Raw genomic sequence first — 21,090 nt, 5'->3', positions numbered from 1 at the left:
TTATAAAACGATCACTATCACGACCACGATCCCATGCCAGACCGGCCGCGGAACCGGCTTCGCCGGGCCGCAGGCCGGGCCCCCGGAAGGGGGTAGGCGCCGCGACACGCAGTGCGCAAGCCTGGGGGCGAACCCCATCAATGCGCCTTGTCCCAGTTGGGCCCGATGCCCAGCTCGGCCAAGAGCGGCACCTTGAGATCGGCCACGCCCGCCATCAGGCGCGGTATTTCGGTGCGGACCCAGTCGACCTCTGCCTCGGGCACTTCGAACACCAGTTCATCGTGCACCTGCATGATCATCTTGGTGGCGCGTTGCTCTTCATCAAGCACGTTCTGCACCTTGACCATGCTCAACTTGATCAGGTCGGCCGCCGTGCCCTGCATCGGCGCATTGATGGCCGCACGCTCGGCACCGCCGCGTCGCGGGCCATTCGGCGAATTGATCTCGGGCAGGTACAGGCGCCGGCCGAACACGGTCTCGACATAGCCCGTTTCCTTGGCGCTGGCGCGCGTCTCGTCCATGTACTGCTTGACGCCCGGATAGCGCGCGAAGTAACGGTCGATGTACGACGCCGCGGCCTTGGTCTCGATGCCCAGGTTCTTGGCAAGACCGAAGCTGCTCATGCCGTAGATAAGCCCGAAATTGATCACCTTGGCATAGCGGCGCTGTTCGCTCGACACCTGATCGACCGGCACGCCGAACACCTCGGCGGCGGTGGCACGGTGCACGTCGATGCCTTCCTTGAAGGCGCGCAGCAACGATTCGTCGCCGCTGATGTGAGCCATGATGCGCAGCTCGATCTGCGAATAGTCGGCGCTCGCGATCACGCTGCCCGCGGGGGCCACGAAGGCCTCGCGCACGCGCCGCCCTTCGGCCGTGCGGATCGGGATGTTCTGCAGGTTCGGGTCGTTGCTGCTGAGCCGGCCGGTCACCGCCACCGCCTGCGCGTAATGCGTGTGCACCCGGCCGCTGCGCGGGTTGGCCAGCTGCCCGAGCTTGTCGGTGTAGGTGCCCTTGAGCTTGGACAGGCCGCGGTATTCCAGGATCTTGGCGGGCAGCGGATAGTCCTCGGCCAGCTTTTCCAGCACCTCTTCGTCGGTGCTCGGCGCGCCGCTGGGCGTCTTCTTGATCACGGGCAGCCCCATCTTCGTGAAGAAGATCTCGGCAATCTGCTTGGGGCTGCCGATGTTGAAGGGCTGGCCGGCGATGTCATAGGCCTCCTGCTCCAGCGCCATGATGCGCGTGCCCAGTTCGTGGCTCTGCGTGGCCAGCGTGGGCGCATCGATCAGCACGCCGTTGCGCTCGATGCGGTAGAGCGCCTCGCTGCTGTCCATCTCCAGCTGATAGATGAAGCGCAGCTTGTCGTCGGCTTCGAGTTGCGGCCAGAGCACGCGGTGCACGTCGAGCGTCTGGTCGCTGTCCTCGCAGGAATATTCCGCCGCCTTGTCGATCGCCACCTGGCTGAAGGAAATCTGGTGTGCGCCCTTGCCGCACAGGTCTTCGTAGGCGATGCCGCTGCGGCCCAGGTGCCGTTCGGCCAGGCTCGCGAGGCCGTGCGGCTTGTGGACTTCGAGCACGTAGCTCTGCAGCATGGTGTCGTGCGCGTAGCCCCGGACCTCGACGCCATGGTTGGCAAGCACATGGCGGTCGTACTTGACGTGCTGGCCCAGCTTCTTCTTCGTGCCGTCTTCCAGCCAGGGCTTGAGCCGGGCAATGACGTCTTCGCGGTTGAGCTGTTCCGGCGCATCGGGATAGTTGTGCGCAAGCGGAATGTACGCTGCCTCGCCGGGCGTCACGCTGAAGCTCAGCCCGACGATCTGCGCATGCATTTCGTCGAGCGAAGTGGTTTCGGTGTCGAGTGCAACCAGCTCGGCCGCCTCGATCTTCACGAGCCAGGCGTCGAAGGCCTCCCAGGTCAGCACCGTGTCGTAGGCCAGGTTGCTGGCCTTTTCGACCGCTTCATCGCCCAGGCTGTCGGCCGCCTCGTCGAACAGGCCGGGGCCGGTGTCGGCCGCCCTGCCCTTGCCCTTCTTCTTGCGGTTGTTTTCCTCGATCAGTTCGGGCGGCACCGCATGCGACTCCAGCGCCTTCACCAGGCTCTTGAAGCCATAGCGTTCGTAGAAGTCCTTGAGCGCATCGACCTGCTGGGCACCGATGGCGATGCCGTCGAGCGCAGGCAATCCTTCGACGTGCCCCGCCAGATCGCAGTCGGTGCGGATCGTCACCAGCCGGCGCCCCTGTGGCAACCAGTCGAGCGCCTTTCTCAGGTTCTCGCCGGCCTGGCCCTTGATGTCGGCGGCGTGTTCGAGCAAGCCTTCGAGCGACCCGTATTGCAGCAACCACTTGGCGGCGGTCTTGGGGCCGACCTTGTCCACGCCCGGCACGTTGTCGACCGTGTCGCCCACCAGCGTCTGGTAATCGATCATGAGCGAGGGCGGCACGCCGAATTCGGCGGTGACCCCCGCCACGTCGCGCTTCTTGCCGTTCATCGTGTCGATGATGGTGATGTGCTCATCGACCAGCTGGCTCATGTCCTTGTCGCCGCTGGAGACGATCACTTCGATGCCCTGCGCGGCGGCCGTCTTGGCCAGCGTGCCGATCACATCATCGGCCTCGATCAGCGGCACATGCAGCACAGGCCAGCCGAGCAGGCGCACCACTTCGTGGATCGGCTCGATCTGGCTGCGCAGATCGTCGGGCATGGGTGAACGGTTGGCCTTGTAGGCTGGATACCAGTCGTCGCGAAAGGTCTTTCCAGGCGCATCGAACACACAGGCTGCGTAGTCCGCGCGCACCTCGCGACGCAGCGCCTGCATCATGTTGATCATGCCGCGAATGGCGCCCGTGGCCGGGCTGGCCGGATCGCCCGGCACCGCGCGCAGATCGGGCATGGCGTGGAAGGCGCGGTAGAGGTAGCTCGATCCGTCCACGAGCAGCAGCGTTTTCTTGTCGTTCATCGGGGCATTTTGCCGCGCGCGGGCCAGGATGCCGAACCACGCGGTCGTTCGCTGCGCGCCGACAGGCGAGACGCAGGGGTCCCACCTACAATTGACACATGCCCTCCACCTCCCGCCCCACACCCGGCCCGATGTCTTCTTTGGCCCGTCTTCTGCTCGCACTCGCCTGCGCGGCGCCGCTGATGGCGGCCCAGGCGCAGACGCCACCGCCCGCCGGCGACGCGCCGCCCGCTGAAGGCCGGAAAAACCAGAAGATCGAGAACATCCACGTCGAAGACGGCGGTGCGACGGTCGATGAAGTGCGTTACGGAGGCAAGACCCAGAGCATCACGGTCAAGCCCAAGGCCAACGTGCCGGGTTACGAGGTCCTGCCCAACGACGGTGGACGCGAGCGCCAGGGCCAGTCCGAGACTGGCAGCGGGGGCAATGGCCCTCGCGTCTGGAACCTGATGAAGTTCTGAGGGGCATCGTGGCGGTCTACACCAACGTCGGATTCGACGAAGCAGACGCGCTGGTCCAGCGTCTGGGCCTGGGTGCCTTGAGCGACCTCAGGGGCATCGAGGGCGGCATCGAAAACACCAATTATTTCGTTCACACGGCCAAGGGCGCTTACGTCCTGACGCTGTTCGAACGGCTTTCGGCCGAGCAACTGCCGTACTACCTCTGCCTGATGCAACACCTGGCGCGGCGCGGCATTCCGGTGCCGGAGCCGGTGGCCGAGCCCCAAGTGCGGCCTGCCACGGGCGCCGACCTTGTGCAGCCGACCGATCGCGCGCGCTGCGAACTGCTGCACTTCGTGGCGGGCAAGCCCGCCGCCGTCGTGCAGCGCCTGTCGGGCCGAAGCGAACTGTCGCCCACGGCCTGGCACTGTGCCGAACTCGGGTCGCTGCTGGCACGCATGCATCTGGCGGGCCGCGACTTCGATCGCGTGCAGCCCAACCTGCGCGGCCTGGGCTGGTGGAACGACACCGCCCCGGTGGTGCTGCCGCATCTGGACGTGCCGCAAAGCGCCTTGCTGCGCAGTGAACTGGCCTATCAGAACCACATTGCTGCATCGTCGGCTTACAAGGCGTTGCCACGCGGACCGGTACATGCCGACCTGTTCCGCGACAATGTGATGTTCGATGTGGAGGGCAGCACGCCGCGCCTGAGTGGTGTGTTCGATTTCTACTTTGCCGGCACCGACACCTGGTTGTTCGACCTGGCCGTCTGCCTGAACGACTGGGCGATCGACCTGCCCACCGGGCGCCACGAAGCGGCACGTGCCGCGGCGCTCCTTGACGCCTACCAGACGGTGCGCCCGCTGGAGGCCGCCGAACGCCAGTTGCTGCCCGCCATGCTGCGAGCGGCCGCGTTGCGCTTCTGGATTTCGCGTCTCTGGGACTTCCACCTGCCGCGTGAGGCCAGCATGCTCACGCCGCACGATCCGACGCACTTCGAGCGGGTGCTGCGCGAGCGCGCCGGCGCACCGACGCCGCTCGCCCTCCCCTTGCAAGCGCCCCACGAAGCCGTGGCGGCCTGAACTGAACCGATGAAACTCAACCTGGTGCCGGCTCGAACCGGCGTGTCATGGGTCCGTACCGGACTCAAGACCTTTTTCCGGCAGCCGCTGGCCTTCATTTCGCTCTTCTTCTTTTTCATGGCGGTGGTCTCCATCGCCTCGCTGATTCCATTTCTCGGGACCGTGCTGGCGTTGATGCTGCTGCCCAGCATGACGCTGGGCCTCATGGCCGCTGCCGCTGAGGCCGCCGGACCTGAAAAGCCGATGGCCGGCGCAGTATTCAAGGCTGCGATCCACGCCGTTCGCAGCGACGTGCGCCCGATGATGGGACTGGGCGCGCTCTACGCCATCCTGTTTCTGCTGGTGATGGCAATTTCGGCGATCGCCGACGGTGGTGAATTCGCACGCATTTACCTGATGGGCGAGCCATTGACGCGCGAAGTTGCTGAGAAAACGGAATTCCAGGTGGCCGTGTGGATCGCGATGGGCCTGTACTTGCCGCTGTCGCTCGCGTTTTGGCATGCCCCAGCGCTGGTGCACTGGCACCGCGTGCCGCCAGCCAAGAGCCTGTTCTTCAGCTTCGTCGCCTGCTTCAAGAACTTCGGTGCCCTCAGCCTGTTCGGCCTCGCCTGGTTCGGCGTGTTCATCGGCGTAGGCATCGTGCTGAGCATCGTCGCCAGCCTGATGGTGGCGGTGGGCGGAGGCGACGGCGGCACAACCGCCGCAAGCGGTGCCGTGATGCTCGGTGGTGCTTTGGTCATGGCGGCCATGTTCTTCACCAGCACCTGGTTCACATTCAGGGACAGCTTCAACCCGAACTGACGCGGGCCGTGGCCGGGCTTGCGGAGCAATATCAGACCGGCGTGAGCTTCGCCACCGACAACGCCAACCACTTGACCCCATGGCGCGGGAAATTGATCTGCGCACGCGCGTCGTCGCCACTGCCTTCCAGCGACACCACGGTGCCTTCGCCAAACTTGTTGTGGAACACCTGCATGCCCGAGCGCAGCCCATGCGACGGCGCGGCCTTCTGTGGCGGCACCGGCGGGCTTGCGAAGGAATCCTTGCTGTAACCACCACCTGCCCCCCGCGACGTCGCATAGCCGCCACCGTAGCCGAAGGCTGAAGGCGCGAAGCCCTGGTTCTTCGGCGTGAGCCACTTGAGCGCGCCTTCGGGCAGCTCGTCGTAGAAGCGGCTCTTGAGGTTGTAGCGGGTCTGGCCGTGCAGCATGCGCGTCTGCGAATGGCTCATGTACAGGCGCTGGCGTGCACGGGTGATGGCGACGTACATCAGGCGGCGCTCCTCTTCGAGCCCATCGAAGTCGCTCATCGAGTTCTCGTGCGGGAACAGGCCCTCCTCCATACCGGTGATGAACACGCAATCGAACTCCAGGCCCTTGGCGGCATGCACCGTCATGAGCTGCACGGCGTCCTGTCCGGCCTGCGCCTGGTTGTCGCCGGACTCCAGCGCGGCGTGGGTCAGGAAGGCGGCGAGCGGGCTGAGCGTCTCGCCGGTTTCGGCGTCAGGCGCAAGTGGCTCGTCGATCACGGGCAAGCTGGGGTCCAGCCCCTGGCTGGCCGGCGACTGGCGCAGCTCGTCCACCGGCAGCGCGACCGCATCACGACCGAAGCCCTCCTGCGTGACGAAGCTCTCGGCCGCATTGACCAGTTCTTCCAGATTCTCGATGCGGTCAGCGCCCTCGCGGTCGGCCTTGTAGTGCTCGATGAGCCCGCTGTGGTCGAGCACCAGTTCGATGATCTCGCGCAGCGAGATGCCAACGGTCTGCTCGCGCAGCACGTCGATCTTGGCGACGAAGGCCGACAGGTTGGCACCCGCCTTGCCGCCCACGGCGCTCACCGCATCGTGCAACGAATGGCCGGCCGCGCGTGCTGCGTCCTGCAGCTGCTCGATGCTGCGCGCACCGATGCCACGCGGCGGGAAGTTGACGACACGCAGGAAGCTGGTGTCGTCATCCTTGTTCTCCAGCAGGCGCAGGTAAGCCAGCGCATGCTTGATTTCGGCGCGCTCGAAAAAGCGCAGGCCGCCATACACGCGGTAGGGCACGGCGGCATTGAAGAGCGCGGTTTCGATCACGCGGCTCTGCGCATTGCTGCGGTAGAGCACGGCCATCTCCTTGCGGTCGATGCCCTCGCGCGCGAGCTGCCGCATCTCTTCGACCATCCATTGCGCCTCGGCAAAATCGCTGGTCGATTCGTACACGCGCACCGGCTCGCCCGGTCCCTGCTCGGTGCGCAGGCTCTTGCCCAGGCGCTTGGTGTTGTTGCTGATCAGCGCGTTGGCCGAATCGAGGATGTTGCCGAAACTGCGGTAGTTCTGTTCCAGCTTGATCTGGCGCTGCACGTCGAACTCGCGCACGAAATCGGCCATGTTGCCCACGCGGGCGCCGCGAAAGGCGTAGATGCTCTGGTCGTCGTCACCCACGGCGATCACGCTGTTGTGACCGCTGGGCTCGAAGCGGCCTTCGGCCGTGCGGCCCGACAGCATCTTGATCCAGGCGTACTGCAGGCGGTTGGTGTCCTGGAACTCGTCGATCATGATGTGACGAAAGCGCCGCTGGTAGTGCTCGCGCACGGCGTCGTTGTCGCGCAGCAGTTCGTAGCTGCGCAGCATCAACTCACCGAAGTCGACCACGCCTTCGCGCTGGCATTGCTCCTCGTAGAGCTGGTAAAGCTCGACCTTCTTGCGATCGTCGTCGCTGCGCACTTCGACGTCGCGCGGTCGCAGCCCGTCTTCCTTGGCGCCGGCAATGAACCATTGCGTCTGTTTGGCAGGAAAGCGTTCGTCGTCGACGTTGTACTGCTTCATCAGCCGCTTGATCGCCGAGAGCTGGTCCTGCGTGTCGAGGATCTGGAAGGTCGAGGGCAGGTGGGCCAGTTTCCAGTGCGCGCGCAGCAGGCGGTTGCACAGGCCGTGGAAGGTGCCGATCCACATGCCGCGCACGTTGACCGGCAGCATGGCGGTCAACCGCGTCATCATTTCCTTGGCCGCCTTGTTGGTGAAGGTCACGGCGAGGATGCCACCGGGCGACACCTGGCCCGTCTGCATCAGCCAGGCGATGCGGGTGGTGAGCACCCGCGTCTTGCCGGAGCCGGCCCCGGCGAGGATCAGCGCGTTGCCCACAGGCAGCGTGACCGCGGCGAGCTGCTCGGGGTTGAGGTTGGCGAGCAGGGGCGATGCGGCCGCTGGGAAAGAGGGGGCGCCGGCGGAGGCGTCGTGCGAGCCGAAAAGAGACATTCCGACATTGTAGGAAGCCGGGGTCCGCGCGGCACCGGTCCGGCTTATTTCACCAGCTTGAGCGTGCCCTTCATGATCGCCGAATGACCAGGGAAGGAACAAAAGTAGGTGTAGCTGTCGGCCGCGCCGAGCTTGGCCACGGCAAAGGTCACGCTGTCGGTCTCGCCACCCCCGACGATCTTGGTGTGGGCCACGACGCGCGCGTCGCCGGCCTTCACGTAGTTCTGCGGCAGACCCGCGGCGATGCCGTCGGTGGCAACGCCCTGCACGTCGGCCGTCTTGGCCAGCACCCAGTTGTGGCCCATGGCCTGCTTGGGCAGCTTGCCGGCGTGCTTGAGCTGGACGGTGAAGTCCTTGCAGGTCTTGCTGACCTCGATGGCGGTCTTGTTGAACTGCATGGCGTCGTTGCCCTCGATCTGGACCGTGCAGTCGGCTGCGAAGACAGAAGACGAAGCGAGCGCCAGAACGGCGAGAGCAGCAAGACGATGACAAAGCATGGGAAATATCTCCAGGAGGGTGAAGCCGCGCGGAAGCGCTGCGGTGCAGGCAGTCTGAAGGCTCGTACGGCCCAGGCACTGACCTGCGTCAAGGCACGCGCACCCCGTTGCAGGTTTGAAACACCGCCCGGCAAACGTTTGCCATGGATCAAGGACGCAATGACGCGGTGTGCCGAAACTGACTGCGGCTTCCGACAACACGTGTCGGCCACTACTGGAGTTCCAAGACCATGAAGACGAATCTCGCCCGCGCCCTTGCCGCCACCCTGCTCGGCACGATGTGCGCCGTTCCTGCGCTGGCGCAGGAAGCCCAGGGCAACTGGCTGGTGCGCGCGCGCGCCGTGCGCCTCGAGCCGGCCAACAAGTCAGACGCCATCGGCGCGCTGGCCGTGCCGGAAAACGCGATCACCATCGACAAGAAGACGATCCCTGAACTCGACATCACCTACTTCTTCACGCCGAACATCGCGACAGAACTGGTGCTGACCGTGCCGCAGAAGCAGCATGTGACGATCGAGCAGAGTGCGCTCGGTGGCCCGGTGGACATTGGCACCTTCAAGCACCTGCCGCCGACGCTCACGCTGCAGTACCACTTTTTGCCCGAAGGCACCTTCCGACCCTATGTCGGTGCCGGGCTCAACTACACGCGCATCAGTTCGACCAACCTGACCGTGCCGACCGTCGGTCGGCTGGACTTGGACCACAACAGCTTCGGCCTGGCCGTGGGCGCGGGTTTCGACATCAAGGTCGCCAAGAACGTGTTCCTGAACTTCGACGTGAAGAAGGTCCAGATCCGTACCGATGTGAGCCTGAATGGGACCAAGCTGTCGACGGTCAAGGTCGACCCGCTGCTGATCGGCGTGGGCATCGGCTACCGCTTCTAGAAATATTGGCACCCCCCCGAAGCGGCGCACTGCGTGTCACCGCCTCCCCCTCAAGGGAGCGATACCGGCGGCCTGGCAAAGCCAGTTCCGCGGTATCCCTGGGACCGATCGGGGGAGATCACCGCCGCGAATAAGGTCTATACGAAAGTTACAGCGCACGCGAAGCGGCACCTGCCTAGAATCAGCCACCGGGCCCAAGTTTCTTGTCGCCCGGTTTTTTTTCGTCCGCGAGGACGTCGAAACGACCGGGCCGGGACCAAGCGCCCAACGCCGCCGGAAATCGTTCCGCGGTGCACCTTCACAGGAGCTTGGTTTCTCATGCAGATCTTCGATTACGACAACATCCTGTTGCTGCCGCGCAAATGCCGCGTGGAAAGCCGTTCGGAATGCGACGCGAGCGTCACGCTCGGCGACCGCAGCTTCCGCCTCCCGGTCGTGCCGGCCAACATGAAGACGGTGGTCGACGAGACCATCAGCCTCTGGCTGGCGCAGAACGGCTACTTCTACGTGATGCACCGCTTCGACCTCGACAACGTCGCGTTCGTCAGGCACATGCACGCTCAGGGCACCTTCGCCTCGATCTCGCTGGGCGTGAAGCAGGCCGACTACGACACGGTCGACCAGCTGGTCGCGGCGGGCCTGGTGCCGGAGTACATCACGATCGACATCGCGCACGGCCACGCCGACACGGTGAAGAACATGATCGGCTACCTCAAGGACAAGCTGCCCAAGAGCTTCGTCATCGCGGGCAATGTCGGCACGCCCGAGGCGATCATCGACCTCGAGAACTGGGGCGCCGATGCGACCAAGGTCGGCATCGGCCCGGGCAAGGTGTGCATCACCAAGCTCAAGACCGGTTTCGGCACGGGTGGCTGGCAGCTGAGCGCGCTCAAGTGGTGTGCCCGGGTGGCGACCAAGCCGATCATTGCCGACGGCGGCATCCGCGACCACGGCGACATTGCCAAGAGCATCCGCTTCGGCGCGTCGATGGTGATGATCGGTTCGCTCTTCGCCGGCCATGAGGAATCGCCCGGCAAGACGGTCGAGGTCGACGGTGTGCTCTTCAAGGAGTACTACGGCTCGGCCAGCGACTTCAACAAGGGCGAGTACAAGCACGTCGAAGGCAAGCGCATCCTGGAGCCGATCAAGGGCAAGCTGGCCGACACGCTGATCGAGATGGAGCAGGACGTGCAGAGCTCCATCAGCTATGCCGGCGGCAAGGCGCTGATGGACATCCGCAAGGTCAACTACGTCACGCTCGGCGGTGCCAACGAGGGAGAACACCTGCTGATGTGAGCGCCTTGCGGCGTCTCGCTCAGGCCTGCCGCAGCAGCCTCATTGCGTGTGCATGCAGGACGTGGTCTGGCTGCGCCAGCGCGTCCAGCACGCTGAAATGCTGCAGGCCCGGCAACGTATCGCACACCGGCACCCGATCCGCACCCCATGCAGACCGGATCAACGCGTTCTGCCGGATGAATTCATCGCTCTCGTCGCCACCCACCACGCTGTGGAGCGCGCCGTTTTCAGGCGCCGGCCAGAGTGCGGGACTGAGCGGGCGCACATTGTCCGGCGTGAGGCCGAGCGAGTTGCCCAGGAAAGGCACGTGGCGCAGCGGCTCCAGCATGTAAAGTCCCGAAATAGACAAGCCGTTGCGTACCAGGAGCGTCGGCAAATCCGGCGCCACTTCGGGCCACAGGCAACCGAGCATCATCGCCGTCAGATGACCCCCGGCAGAATGCCCCGCCACGGTGATGCGCGACGGATCGCCACCGTACGCGGCAACATGGCGCCACGTCCAGACCAGGGCACGCACCATCTGCGACGCGATGTCCGCGACCGTGACCGGGTGCGCCGGCGTGCCGGGGCACAGCGCGTAGTTCGGCACCACCACGCACACGTCCTGCGCGGTGAACGCAGGCGCGAGAAAAGAATGGTCGCTTTTGTCGAGCGCACGCCAGTAGCCGCCATGGATGAAGAAAAGCACCGGCGCAGCGGGACTGGATGCCGGAAACACGTCGAGCGTCTCGCCCGCCCCATTGCCGTACGCTACGTCGAGCGCGCAGGCCGCCACCGCCCGCACGGCGGCGGAATCACGCGCCCAACGCGCCATGTAGTCCCCACTGTCGGGCACCCGTACCCGGTTGTTGTACATGGCCTCGAACCAGGCGGAATCGTGTGCAGTCATTGCGGTCATTCAGTGGGCTTTCGATGGATTCAACCAGCCTGCGATGTTGGCATGCACTTCGAGCCCTGATGCACGCCGTGCAATTTCGTAGACAAATTTCATCGTTCGATTTGCCAACCCAACGAATCTGTGCGTATAATCGCTGGATTGACTGGTCAGCAGCAATGCTTGATACAGGGGCTCTTAGCTCAGTTGGTAGAGCAGCGGACTCTTAATCCGTAGGTCGAGTGTTCGAGTCACTCAGGGCCCACCACCAACACCGCGCAAGCGTTTAAAACGCCCGCCATCCTGAGGATGGCGGGCGTTTTTCATTCCGGTAATTGGACAATGTGCCTGCGCACGCGCAGCATCACGGCCCGCGCACCTACGCCGCGATGGCCGCGGCAGGCCTACACCATGGCATCCCACTACCTTTCCAGGAATGACCATGGCATCGACTCGAAAATCCCAACCCCTCCCCGGCGCACCCAAGACCGCCGCGGCACAGGCCGTGCAGCCCAATCTGCATCAGCAGTCGCACGAAACGCAAAAGTATGGCGAGATCGTCAAACTGCCCAACGGTCTGTCCGAAGATGTCTGCAAGAAGAGCGTGGAGTTGCTCAACCAATGCCTGGCGGACACGATCACGCTGCGCGACATGTACAAGAAGCACCACTGGCAAGTGGTTGGCCCGACCTTCAACCAGCTGCACCTCATGTACGACCAGCACTTCGAAGCGCAGGTGCTGCTCGTCGACATCCTGGCCGAGCGCATTCAACTGCTGGGCGGCATCGCGCTGGCCATGGCCGGCGATATCGCAGAAACCACGCGCATTCCAAGGCCGCCGCGCGGTCGTGAGCCGGCTGCTGTGCAGATCCGTCGACTCGCCGAAGCCCACGAAATGATCATCATCGGCGCTCGCGAAGCCGCCAAGAAAGTCGACGAGATCGGCGACGATGGCAGCAACGATGTGTTCGTCTCGAACGTCCTGCGTACCAACGAGTTGCAGGTCTGGTTCCTGACGGAGCATCTCGTGGCGGCATCGCCGGTCGAAGCCTGATCCACCCCGCCCCGCGCCTGGACCCTGAAGGTTCAGGCTTCCAGCGCACGCCAATCGACAGCGGGTAGCGCCTGCAGCGCCGGTCGCGCAAAGAGGTAGCCCTGGAATAAAGTAACGCCCATCGCACGCAATGCCTTGAACTCTGCGGCGGTTTCGACCCCTTCTGCGATGACACGAATGCCGAGCTCCGTGCAGATTCCCATGATGCCCGCCACGATCGACCGGCGCGGCTGATGACTGTCGATGCCTCGAACCAGCCCCATGTCGATCTTGATGATGTGCGGCTGGAACGCGGCCAGCAGCTCGAGGCCGGCATAGCCCGCGCCGAAATCGTCGATGGCCGTCACAAAACCGTGTCGTCCATATTCGTCGAAGATGGCCGCGAGGTGGGCGAGATCGGTCGCCCGCTCATCCTCCGTCAGCTCGAACATGATGTTCTCCAATGGAAATCCACACCGCCTGGCGGCCGACAGCGTCGTGCGGATACAGGCTTGCGGACGGTAGACCGCATTCGGGAGAAAGTTGATGCTCAGCTTGGATTGCATCCCCAGCGACGTCGCCAGCTCAATGGCCCGGACCCGGCATGCCTGGTCGAAAGCGTAGCGATTGCTGGCATCGACACGCGAGAGGATGCTGGCAGCGCCCTCTCCTTTCAGGCCTCGCACCAGGGCCTCGTGGGCATAGACGGTACGGCTCGACGTATCGACGATTGGCTGGAACGCCATCGTGAATTCGAATCCGAGTCCATCGGCGTTGCGGCAGCCATCGCATCCAGCGGGGCCGGGGGTAGGGTTGTCTTTCGCGACCATCGGTCGGTATTGTGCGAACAGCTGTACGACGCAGCCACGCCAAACATCGCCATCTTCCGTAGTGCAACTCCTACGCGTCGAATCCTGCTTTTCAACGATGCGGTACCGGCGCGCAACGGCAATCGACGCCGACCTACATGTGGATACATGACGGCTTCAGACAATCTTTCCCATGAACCGCTTCATCCTCACCATCGCTGCTTCACTGGCATCGGCCGCACTGCTCATGTTGTCCGTTCCGGCTGGTGCTGCAGCCGGTGACGAATGGAGTGCGCTGCAACTGCTGGGCGCCTCGGCCAGCCGTTGATCACCGCGTGACAAGAGCCGCTTGATGCGGCGTTGTATGAAAAACCCATGGAAAAAGCCCGCACCTCTTGAGAAGTGCGGGCTTTTTCGTGGAGGCAGCCGAAAAGGCCGCATCAGACTCGATCAGCGGGCCGGCTTGAAGGCGCGCTTGGCTGCGTCACGGGGCACGAACACCTTGCCACCGCCGGCGTGACCGCCGCCGTTGCCACGGGGTGCAAAGCCCTCGTTGCGACCTGCACCTGGACCGGCACCGCGCGGGGCACTGTCACCCCAACCTGGCTTGCGACCATAGCCGCCGCCTTCTTCGCGGTCACGACCGCCGCCGAAGCCGGCATTGTGGCCGCCGCCAGCATGACCTTGATGGGCACGCGGGCCTGGACCCGCTGCAGGAGGACGTGAACCACGGTCATTGAAACCGCTTGCGCCCGCATAGTTGCTGGCATTGCCGCCGCCAAAGCCGCCGGCGTTGCCGCCACGGTAGCCACCGCCTGCACCGCCGCCGAACTTGCGGTCACGGGACGGGCCGCCTTCGCCACGGCCACCGAAGTTGCCTTGCGGACGCGACTGGGGCATGCGCTGCTGGGGTTCCAGGCCTGGAATGGTCTCGGCCTTGAACTGCTGATGGCTGTAGTGCTCGATGTCCATGATCTTGCGGCGATCACGGAACTCGGCGAACGTGACGGCGATGCCGTCGCGACCGGCACGGCCGGTGCGGCCAATGCGGTGGGTGTAGTCCTCGGCCTTCATCGGCAGGCCGAAGTTGAAGACGTGGGTGATGGTGGGCACATCGATGCCGCGGGCAGCGACGTCGGTGGCGACCAGGATCTGCACCTGGCCTTGACGCAGTGCCATCAGGCGACGGTTGCGCAGGCCCTGGCTCAGGGCACCGTGCAATGCGACGGCGCTGAAGCCGTCCTGCTGCAGGTCGTTGGCCAAGCCGTCGCATTCGACCTGCGTGCTGGCGAACACGATGGCCTGGTTGATCGTCGTGTCGCGCAGCCAATGGTCGAGCATCTTGCGCTTGTGCTGGGTGTTGTCGGCCCAGAACAGCACCTGCTTGATGTTGGCGTGCTTTTCTTGCGGCGAGTCGATCTGCACCTTCTGCGGCTGGCGCATGACGCGGGTCGCGAGTTGCTGGATGCGCGGCGCAAAGGTCGCGCTGAACATCATCGTCTGCTTGCGCTCGATGGTGAGCTGGTTGACTTCGGCCAGATCGTCGGCAAAGCCGAGGTCGAGCATACGGTCGGCCTCATCGACCACCAGGAACTGGACCTGATCGAGCTTGATCTGCATCGAGCGTTGCAGGTCGAGCAGACGGCCGGGCGTGGCGACCACGAGGTTGGCGTTTTGCAGCTTGGCGATCTGCAGCTGGTAGGGCATGCCGCCCACCACGCTGGCGACGCGCAGGCCGCGGCAATGCTTGACCAGGTCGATGGCGTCGTGCGCCACTTGCTGGGCGAGTTCGCGCGTCGGGCACAGGATCAGGGCGCCGGGGGTGGCGGCCTTGAAATTGCGCGTGTTGGTCGGGTCCTTGCGCTTGGCCTTCTTGGGGGCCACTTCGCCGCGGGCGGTGGCTTCGGCAGCCAGACGCTGGAATTCGGCCTTGGCAGCAGCCTCTGCTTCGGCTTCCTGCTTGAGCAGGGTGTGCAGCACGGGCAGCAGGAAGGCGGCGGTCTTGCCGCTGCCGGTCTGGCTGGAAACCAGCAGGTCGACGAAGCGCGCATTGCCTTCTTCGGAGTTGGTCATCGCCAGGGGGATGACCTTTTCCTGCACGGAGGTCGGCTGGGTGAAGCCCAGGTCTTCCGTGGCGGCGATCAGCTCGGGCGCAAGACCGAGCTTGATGAAGCCGTTGGGCTTCTTGGGTTCTTCAGCGACCGCGTCGAGCACTTCAAGTGCGGGCGCGTCGGTGGTAGTGGATGCAAAGGATTCGCCAACAACAGCGAATTCATCGGATTGCACAGGCGCGAAATCGCCCTGCGCTTCATAAGCGTCGGTCATAGAAAGTCTCATACGCGAGCGCTGCCGTAGGCAGGCGCCCCGTCGGGTGGTTAAAAACATCAACCATCCAACGACATTTCAGCTTGGCTTTGTGGCCGGTGAACCGTCGAAGCGGTGACCGGCGTTCTGCCTGTGCTGTGGCCCGTTAATCGGGCGCGGTGTGCAAGATAGGGAGATGCAAGAAGCGCTGCCTACAAAGGCGTACTGCAGCGAAGCCGTCGATTATGACACGGCTTGGGGTTTTTACCTAATCTTCCAAACGAAGAAAAGTTGTCCGGTAATGCGCAAGCTCTTCGATGGACTCGTGCACGTCAGCCAGTGCCGTGTGCGCCTGCTGTTTCTTGAAGCTGCTGTAGGCCGAGGGCTTCCAGCGCTTGGCCAGCTCCTTCAACGTGCTGACGTCGAGATTGCGGTAGTGAAAGTACGCCTCCAGCTTGGGCATGAACTTCACCAGAAAACGCCGATCCTGGCCAATGGTGTTGCCGCACATCGGCGAGCCTTGCTTGGGAATGTAGCGAGCGACGAATTCGAGCAGTTGCTTTTCGGCGGTTTCCTCGTTGATCGGCGATGCCTTGACCTTGTCGATCAGGCCGCTGCGGCCGTGCGTGCCCTTGTTCCAGGCATCCATGGCATCGAGCACCTCGTCGCTCTGGTGGATCACGAGCACGGGGCCGTCGATTCGGACGGTCAGGTCGGCGCTGGTGACGACCACGGCGATTTCGATCAGGCGTTCGCGCTCGGGATCGAGGCCGGTCATCTCGCAGTCGAGCCAGACCAGGTTCTGGTCGCTCTTCTTGAGCGTGGCGGTCGGGGTGGCGGCGTTGGATTCGGTGGATTCAGGCATCGCCCGATTGTCGCCGATGGCCTCCACGCCAGGCGGGTCACCCGCCTGGCCGCCGCGCAGGGCTAAACTCCGCGCCCATGTCCCCTTCGCTGACCTTCACCCTTGTTTTCGCCGCCGCGCTGGTCGCCGGCCTGTGCGTGAAGTTCTGGCTGGCCTCGCGCCAGATCCGCCACGTCGCGCGCCACCGCCACAGCGTGCCGGCGCCGTTCGCCCAGGTCATCACGCTTGCTGCGCACCAGAAGGCGGCCGACTACACCATTGCCAAGACGCGCTTCGGCCTGCTCGAATTGGCGTTCGGCACCGCGGTGCTGCTGGGCTGGACCCTGCTGGGAGGCCTCGACCTGCTCAACAAGGTGCTGTTGGCTTTTCTTGGCGCAGGCATGGTGCAGCAGCTCGCGCTTCTGGTCGCGTTTGCGCTGCTGGGGAGCCTGCTCGACCTGCCCTTCACGCTCTGGCAGACCTTCCGGCTGGAAGAGCGCTTCGGGTTCAACAAGATGACGTTCAGGCTGTGGCTGACCGACGCGCTCAAGGGCACGCTGGTCGGCGCCATCATCGGACTGCCGATTGCGGCGCTGATTCTCTGGCTCATGGGTGCGACGGGCACCTTGTGGTGGCTGTGGGCGTGGGCGGCATGGACCGGCTTCAACCTGCTGCTGATGCTGATCTACCCGAGCTTCATCGCGCCGATGTTCAACAAGTTCAAGCCGCTCGACGATGCCGGCCTGAAGGCGCGCGTGACTGCACTGATGCAGCGCTGCGGCTTTGCGGCCAAGGGCCTGTTCGTGATGGACGGCAGCAAGCGCAGTGCGCACGCCAACGCCTATTTCACCGGCTTCGGCGCCAGCAAGCGCGTGGTGTTCTACGACACGCTGCTGCGCCAGCTCAATGCCGGTGAGGTCGAGGCCGTGCTCGCCCACGAGCTGGGCCACTTCAAGCATCGCCACATCGTCAAGCGCATGGTGTCGATGTTCGCGCTGAGCCTGGCCGGTTTCGCGCTGCTGGGCTGGGTGTCGGGACAGGCTTGGTTCTACACCGGCCTGGGCGTGCAGCCGAACATGGCAGCACCGAACAACGCCCTGGCGCTGCTGCTCTTCATGATCGCAGTGCCGGCGTTCGGCTTCTTCGTCGCACCGCTGCCCGCCCGGCTCTCGCGCAAGCACGAGTTCGAAGCCGACGCCTACGCCGTGGCCCAGACCAGTGGCGCGGACCTTTCGGCCGCGTTGCTCAAGCTCTACCAGGACAATGCGTCCACGCTCACGCCCGACCCGGTCTTCGTCAAGTTCTACTATTCCCATCCACCGGCCTCCGAGCGCCTCGCGCGCATGGCGGCGGCCTGACAAAGGGTTCCTGCCACCATGACCAGCATGCTCACCATCAAGGACTGGAAGTCCGAACCGCCGCGCCGCGCGCTCAGCGCCACGGAAATCGTCAGCGGCCTGTCGCGGGTCGAGGGCTGGAAGCTCGCCGGCGACGGCGAAGCGGTCGCCATCGAAAAGACCTTCGCCTTCATGAACTACTTCGAGACCATCGCCTTCGTGAACGCGCTGGCGCTGGTCGCGCACCGGCAGGACCATCACCCCGACCTGTCGGTGCACTACAACCGCTGCGTCGTGCGCTTCAACACGCACGACGTGGGCGGCATTTCGGCGACCGATCTCGAATGTGCCGCGCAGGCCAACGCCCTGCTCGCCTGCGCATGACGCCACGGAGCCCCGCCGTTGGCTAAGCCGCGCAGCGCTGCCGCCACCGCGGCCTTGCGCGATGGCCTGGTCATCGCCAGCCATGGCCGTCACTGCCTGGTCGAGACACCCGAAGGCGAACGGTTGATCTGCCACCCGCGCGGCAAGAAGAGCCAGGCCGTGGTCGGTGATCGCGTGAAATGGCAGGCGAGCGAGGACGAAGGCACCATCGAGCAGGTGATGGAGCGGCATAACCTGTTCTACCGTCAGGACGAGATCCGCACCAAGTCCTTTGCGGCCAACCTGGACCATGTGCTGATCCTGATCGCGGCCGAGCCGGAATTCTCCGAGCACCAGCTTGCCCGGGCCCTGATCGCCGCCGAAGCCCAGCGCATCACGCCCATCATTGCGCTCAACAAGAGCGATCTGGTGCAGCCGTTCGAGCGCGCCTGGGCACGCCTGGCACCGTACCGGCGCATGCACCATGGCGTACTGCCGCTGTCGCTCAAGGCCTCGGGCGAAGTCGACCATGCCGCGCTCATGAAGCTGCTGGCGGGCAAGAGCACGCTGGTGCTCGGCCCCTCCGGTGCCGGCAAGAGCACGCTGATCAACCTGCTGGTGCCTGGCGCCACGGCGCTCACCAACGAGATTTCCTACGCGTTGAACTCGGGCAAGCACACGACCACCAGCACGACCTGGTACTGGGTGGATGCCGAACGCACCACCGGCCTGATCGACTCGCCCGGCTTTCAGGAGTTCGGCCTGCACCACATCGAGCCGATGCAACTCGCGCATCTGATGCCCGATATTGCCGAGCACGCGACGCAGTGCAAGTTCTACAACTGCTCGCACCTGCACGAGCCCGGCTGCGGCGTGATCGCACAGGTCGAGTCGCCCAAGAATCCGGACGGTGCGATCAACGCGACGCGGTACCGCATCTACGGCGAACTCTTCGCCGAGCTCAGCCAGAGCCGCTACTGACGCGGCAACGCTACGGCGTGGCCGGCTGCAGGATCTGCTGCAGCGCGTCGACCAACGCTGCGCACTGGTCTCGCGTGCCGATGCTGATGCGCAGGTACTGCGCAATACGCGGGTGGCGGAAATGGCGCACCAGCACCGCACGTTCACGCAGGGCTGCGGCCAGAACGGCCGCATCGTGCGCGGGGTGGCGCACGAAGACGAAGTTCGCCTGCGAGGGCAGTACCTCGAAGCCGAGGTCTTCCAGCTGCAACGCGAGGCCTTCGCGCGTATGGACGACCGCATCGCGGGTTTTCTCGAACCAAGCCTCGTCCTCCAACGCCGCCACCGCCCCGGCAGAGGCCAGGCGGTCGAGCGGATAGGAATTGAAGCTGTTCTTGACGCGCACCAGGCCATCGATCAGCGGCACTTGCCCACAGGCAAACCCCACGCGCAAGCCAGCCAGCGAGCGCGACTTGGACAGCGTCTGCACCACCAGCAGATTGGGATGGCGCGCGATCAGCGGTATGGCGCTCTGGCCACCAAAATCGACATAGGCCTCGTCGACCAGTACCACGCGCTGCGGGCAGGCCAACAGCAACTGCTCGATCTGCACGAGCGAGGCACCGATGCCGGTGGGTGCATTCGGGTTGGCCACCACGATGCCGCCGCAACCCTGCGCCGCACGCCGTGCAAGTGCATCGAAGTCGACGCGCAGCGCCGCATCGACCGGCTGCAATTCGCATGCGATCCCATAGAGCTGCGCGTAGACCTTGTAGAAGCTGTACGTCACATCGACGAACAGCAGGGGCTCGGCCTGCTGGAAGAATGCGAAGAAGGCGTGCGCGAGCACCTCGTCGGACCCGTTGCCCGCGAACACCTGCGCGCTCGACAGGCCATGGCGCGCCGCCACCGCTTCGCGCAGCGCCAGCGATTCGGGGTCGGGGTAGCGCTCCAACCCTTCCTCGGCGGCACGCTGCACCGCATCGATGGCGCGCGGCGACGGCGGGTACGGATTCTCGTTGGTGTTGAGCTTGATCAGCCTGGGAATGCGCGGCTGTTCGCCGGGTAGGTAGGGCTGGAGCGCGGCAATGCGCGGGCTCCAGAAGGTGGGAACGTCCTGCATGCCGTGTGCGGACCTAACCGAGCAGCCGCGCCAGCGTGAGCAGCGCCAGCAGCACCATCCACATCACGACCGAACGCCACACCAGCCCTACCACGCTGCGCAGGTGTGCCACCTCCGGCTGCCGACCGGGCGTGCTGCCGCTGTCGGCCGTCTCGCCCCCCGATTCGCCCGCCTGCGCGGGTGAGAGCGCATCGGCCACCGGCATCGCGCGCAAGGTGCCACCACCCAAGCGCACATTCACGGCGCCCGACGTGGCCGCGAGAATGACGCCGTCGTTCGGGTTCGGAAAGCGCCGCGCGTCGTTGCGCCAGCAATCGATGGCGTCCTCGAAGCTGCCAACCACCGCAAAGCCCAGCGCCGTGATGCGCGCGGGCACCCAGTCGATGACCGACCAGGCCCGCGCAGCGGCCTGACGCACCCAGACGCTCGAAGGCTGCACCGCCGCGCCGTCCTTGTGGACCCAGTAGCGCGAAACGAATTCGCCCATGCGATAGAAGGCCGCGCCGGCGGGGCCCAGGCCCAGCGCGGCCAGGATCGAGAACCAGGCCAGCACGCCGAACACATGCCGGTGCGCGGCGATCACCGAGTGCTCGATCACGTGGCGCACGATCTCGCTGCGCGGCAAGTCCGCGGCATCGACGTGCTGCCAGTGCGCGAGCAGCGAGCGCGCGAGCGGCTCATCGCCGTCGTCGAGCGCGTCGCGGATACCGGTGAAATGGTGGCTGAATTGCCGGAACCCCAGCGTGACGTAGAGCACCGCAATGCTCCACAACACGGCGAACGGCAGGCCGAGCGTGAGCACCAGCAGCCAGTGCACACCCAGCGCCACCAGGGTGGGAACGAACACCGCGAGGCTCCAGGCCACCCACCCATGCACGGGCTTGCCCGCATCGAAATTGCGGCTGGTCCAGCGCGTCCAGGCCAGCACCGCGGCATACACGGGGTTGTGCTGCGCGAGCGGACGCACCTGCTCGATCAGCAATGCGCACAGGATCGCAAAGAAGCTCATCACCCGATGATAGCGACTGCGCCTGGCGCCCCCAAGGCGGGCG

The 21,090-nt window shown here is 64.8% G+C and carries 19 protein-coding genes and 1 tRNA gene; 11 read left to right on the top strand and 9 right to left on the bottom strand.

Going from position 1 to position 21,090, the window contains the following annotated elements:
• Nucleotides 1-137: 137 nt before the first annotated feature.
• Nucleotides 138-2,957: a DNA polymerase I gene (gene polA / locus J2W36_RS01710; RefSeq protein ID WP_307687928.1), complete on the bottom strand. Its 2,820-nt coding sequence runs from the start codon at nt 2,955-2,957 to the stop codon at nt 138-140.
• Between the two features lie 98 nt (nt 2,958-3,055).
• Between polA and J2W36_RS01705 the strand changes: the two genes are divergently transcribed.
• The 3 genes from J2W36_RS01705 to J2W36_RS01695 are packed head-to-tail and all read left to right on the top strand — an operon-like array spanning nt 3,056 to nt 5,280.
• The gene (locus J2W36_RS01705; RefSeq protein ID WP_307687927.1) at nt 3,056-3,418 is read left to right on the top strand and encodes a hypothetical protein; all 363 of its coding nucleotides are present in this window, start codon (nt 3,056-3,058) and stop codon (nt 3,416-3,418) included.
• Nucleotides 3,419-3,426: 8 nt separating this feature from the next.
• Complete coding sequence (locus J2W36_RS01700; RefSeq protein ID WP_307687926.1) at nt 3,427-4,479, top strand: homoserine kinase; 1,053 nt, start codon at nt 3,427-3,429, stop codon at nt 4,477-4,479.
• A gap of 9 nt (nt 4,480-4,488) precedes the next feature.
• A complete protein-coding gene (locus J2W36_RS01695) occupies nt 4,489-5,280 on the top strand; it encodes a BPSS1780 family membrane protein (RefSeq protein WP_307687925.1) in 792 nt (263 codons plus the stop codon).
• 31 nt (nt 5,281-5,311) lie between these two features.
• Here J2W36_RS01695 and J2W36_RS01690 read toward each other — a convergent pair whose 3' ends face one another.
• Both J2W36_RS01690 and azu read right to left on the bottom strand, forming a co-directional pair.
• Nucleotides 5,312-7,714, bottom strand: coding sequence for a UvrD-helicase domain-containing protein (locus J2W36_RS01690; protein WP_307687924.1), 2,403 nt, complete (start codon nt 7,712-7,714; stop codon nt 5,312-5,314).
• Nucleotides 7,715-7,758: 44 nt separating this feature from the next.
• Nucleotides 7,759-8,211, bottom strand: coding sequence for an azurin (azu, locus tag J2W36_RS01685; RefSeq protein ID WP_307687923.1), 453 nt, complete (start codon nt 8,209-8,211; stop codon nt 7,759-7,761).
• A 230-nt stretch (nt 8,212-8,441) separates the two neighbouring features.
• On the opposite strand from azu, the gene J2W36_RS01680 reads away from it, so the two are divergent.
• Nucleotides 8,442-9,095, top strand: a complete 654-nt coding sequence (locus J2W36_RS01680; RefSeq protein ID WP_307687922.1) for an OmpW/AlkL family protein — start codon at nt 8,442-8,444, stop codon at nt 9,093-9,095.
• 318 nt (nt 9,096-9,413) lie between these two features.
• A complete protein-coding gene (locus J2W36_RS01675; RefSeq protein WP_307687921.1) occupies nt 9,414-10,391 on the top strand; it encodes a GMP reductase in 978 nt (325 codons plus the stop codon).
• Between the two features lie 19 nt (nt 10,392-10,410).
• Here J2W36_RS01675 and J2W36_RS01670 read toward each other — a convergent pair whose 3' ends face one another.
• A complete protein-coding gene (locus J2W36_RS01670; RefSeq protein ID WP_307687920.1) occupies nt 10,411-11,280 on the bottom strand; it encodes an alpha/beta hydrolase in 870 nt (289 codons plus the stop codon).
• Nucleotides 11,281-11,457: 177 nt separating this feature from the next.
• Between J2W36_RS01670 and J2W36_RS01665 the strand changes: the two genes are divergently transcribed.
• Both J2W36_RS01665 and J2W36_RS01660 read left to right on the top strand, forming a co-directional pair.
• Nucleotides 11,458-11,533 (top strand) — tRNA-Lys (locus J2W36_RS01665).
• Between the two features lie 174 nt (nt 11,534-11,707).
• Nucleotides 11,708-12,319: a Dps family protein gene (locus J2W36_RS01660; protein ID WP_307687919.1), complete on the top strand. Its 612-nt coding sequence runs from the start codon at nt 11,708-11,710 to the stop codon at nt 12,317-12,319.
• A 32-nt stretch (nt 12,320-12,351) separates the two neighbouring features.
• Here the strand turns inward: J2W36_RS01660 and J2W36_RS01655 are convergent, their stop codons facing one another.
• Nucleotides 12,352-13,128, bottom strand: a complete 777-nt coding sequence (locus tag J2W36_RS01655) for an EAL domain-containing protein (RefSeq protein WP_307687918.1) — start codon at nt 13,126-13,128, stop codon at nt 12,352-12,354.
• A gap of 172 nt (nt 13,129-13,300) precedes the next feature.
• Between J2W36_RS01655 and J2W36_RS01650 the strand changes: the two genes are divergently transcribed.
• Nucleotides 13,301-13,435 carry a hypothetical protein gene (locus J2W36_RS01650; RefSeq protein ID WP_307687917.1) on the top strand — a complete coding sequence of 45 codons (135 nt, stop codon included), beginning with the start codon at nt 13,301-13,303 and terminating at the stop codon, nt 13,433-13,435.
• Between the two features lie 122 nt (nt 13,436-13,557).
• On the opposite strand, the gene J2W36_RS01645 is transcribed toward J2W36_RS01650, so the two are convergent.
• The gene (locus J2W36_RS01645; RefSeq protein WP_307687916.1) at nt 13,558-15,432 is read right to left on the bottom strand and encodes a DEAD/DEAH box helicase; all 1,875 of its coding nucleotides are present in this window, start codon (nt 15,430-15,432) and stop codon (nt 13,558-13,560) included.
• A gap of 247 nt (nt 15,433-15,679) precedes the next feature.
• On the bottom strand, nt 15,680-16,276 hold the full coding sequence (gene orn / locus J2W36_RS01640; RefSeq protein WP_307687915.1) for an oligoribonuclease: 597 nt from the start codon (nt 16,274-16,276) through the stop codon (nt 15,680-15,682).
• Between the two features lie 77 nt (nt 16,277-16,353).
• Here orn and J2W36_RS01635 point away from each other — a divergent pair, with 77 nt between their 5' ends.
• Genes J2W36_RS01635 through rsgA form a run of 3 tightly spaced genes read left to right on the top strand, consistent with a single transcriptional unit; the run spans nt 16,354 to nt 18,936 of the window.
• Complete coding sequence (locus tag J2W36_RS01635) at nt 16,354-17,613, top strand: M48 family metallopeptidase (RefSeq protein ID WP_307687914.1); 1,260 nt, start codon at nt 16,354-16,356, stop codon at nt 17,611-17,613.
• An 18-nt stretch (nt 17,614-17,631) separates the two neighbouring features.
• Nucleotides 17,632-17,976, top strand: coding sequence for a 4a-hydroxytetrahydrobiopterin dehydratase (locus J2W36_RS01630; RefSeq protein WP_307687913.1), 345 nt, complete (start codon nt 17,632-17,634; stop codon nt 17,974-17,976).
• A gap of 18 nt (nt 17,977-17,994) precedes the next feature.
• Nucleotides 17,995-18,936 (top strand): ribosome small subunit-dependent GTPase A, encoded by a 942-nt coding sequence (gene rsgA, locus J2W36_RS01625; RefSeq protein ID WP_307687912.1) that lies wholly within the window; start codon nt 17,995-17,997, stop codon nt 18,934-18,936.
• Nucleotides 18,937-18,946: 10 nt separating this feature from the next.
• Here rsgA and hisC read toward each other — a convergent pair whose 3' ends face one another.
• Entirely contained in the window at nt 18,947-20,038 is a 1,092-nt protein-coding gene (gene hisC, locus J2W36_RS01620; RefSeq protein ID WP_307687911.1) for a histidinol-phosphate transaminase, read from the bottom strand.
• 13 nt (nt 20,039-20,051) lie between these two features.
• Nucleotides 20,052-21,047, bottom strand: a complete 996-nt coding sequence (locus tag J2W36_RS01615; RefSeq protein ID WP_307687910.1) for a CobD/CbiB family protein — start codon at nt 21,045-21,047, stop codon at nt 20,052-20,054.
• Nucleotides 21,048-21,090: the final 43 nt, after the last annotated feature.

It is taken from the genome of Variovorax ginsengisoli (genome assembly GCF_030811835.1).
GTDB lineage: Bacteria > Pseudomonadota > Gammaproteobacteria > Burkholderiales > Burkholderiaceae_C > Variovorax > Variovorax ginsengisoli_C.
The sequence above is the reverse complement of the archived record's forward strand: the minus strand, read 5'-3'. Positions and strand labels throughout refer to the sequence as shown.

Coding starts and splice junctions, on each gene's coding strand:
- J2W36_RS01650 (WP_307687917.1), top strand. CDS start 13,301: ATGAACCGCTTCATCCTCACCATCGCTGCTTCACTGGCATCGGCCGCA.
- J2W36_RS01675 (WP_307687921.1), top strand. CDS start 9,414: ATGCAGATCTTCGATTACGACAACATCCTGTTGCTGCCGCGCAAATGC.
- J2W36_RS01660 (WP_307687919.1), top strand. CDS start 11,708: ATGGCATCGACTCGAAAATCCCAACCCCTCCCCGGCGCACCCAAGACC.
- J2W36_RS01680 (WP_307687922.1), top strand. CDS start 8,442: ATGAAGACGAATCTCGCCCGCGCCCTTGCCGCCACCCTGCTCGGCACG.
- J2W36_RS01645 (WP_307687916.1), bottom strand. CDS start 15,432: ATGACCGACGCTTATGAAGCGCAGGGCGATTTCGCGCCTGTGCAATCC.
- polA (WP_307687928.1), bottom strand. CDS start 2,957: ATGAACGACAAGAAAACGCTGCTGCTCGTGGACGGATCGAGCTACCTC.
- azu (WP_307687923.1), bottom strand. CDS start 8,211: ATGCTTTGTCATCGTCTTGCTGCTCTCGCCGTTCTGGCGCTCGCTTCG.
- J2W36_RS01630 (WP_307687913.1), top strand. CDS start 17,632: ATGACCAGCATGCTCACCATCAAGGACTGGAAGTCCGAACCGCCGCGC.
- J2W36_RS01655 (WP_307687918.1), bottom strand. CDS start 13,128: ATGGTCGCGAAAGACAACCCTACCCCCGGCCCCGCTGGATGCGATGGC.
- J2W36_RS01670 (WP_307687920.1), bottom strand. CDS start 11,280: ATGACTGCACACGATTCCGCCTGGTTCGAGGCCATGTACAACAACCGG.
- J2W36_RS01695 (WP_307687925.1), top strand. CDS start 4,489: ATGAAACTCAACCTGGTGCCGGCTCGAACCGGCGTGTCATGGGTCCGT.
- J2W36_RS01705 (WP_307687927.1), top strand. CDS start 3,056: ATGCCCTCCACCTCCCGCCCCACACCCGGCCCGATGTCTTCTTTGGCC.
- J2W36_RS01615 (WP_307687910.1), bottom strand. CDS start 21,047: ATGAGCTTCTTTGCGATCCTGTGCGCATTGCTGATCGAGCAGGTGCGT.
- hisC (WP_307687911.1), bottom strand. CDS start 20,038: ATGCAGGACGTTCCCACCTTCTGGAGCCCGCGCATTGCCGCGCTCCAG.
- J2W36_RS01635 (WP_307687914.1), top strand. CDS start 16,354: ATGTCCCCTTCGCTGACCTTCACCCTTGTTTTCGCCGCCGCGCTGGTC.
- J2W36_RS01690 (WP_307687924.1), bottom strand. CDS start 7,714: ATGTCTCTTTTCGGCTCGCACGACGCCTCCGCCGGCGCCCCCTCTTTC.
- orn (WP_307687915.1), bottom strand. CDS start 16,276: ATGCCTGAATCCACCGAATCCAACGCCGCCACCCCGACCGCCACGCTC.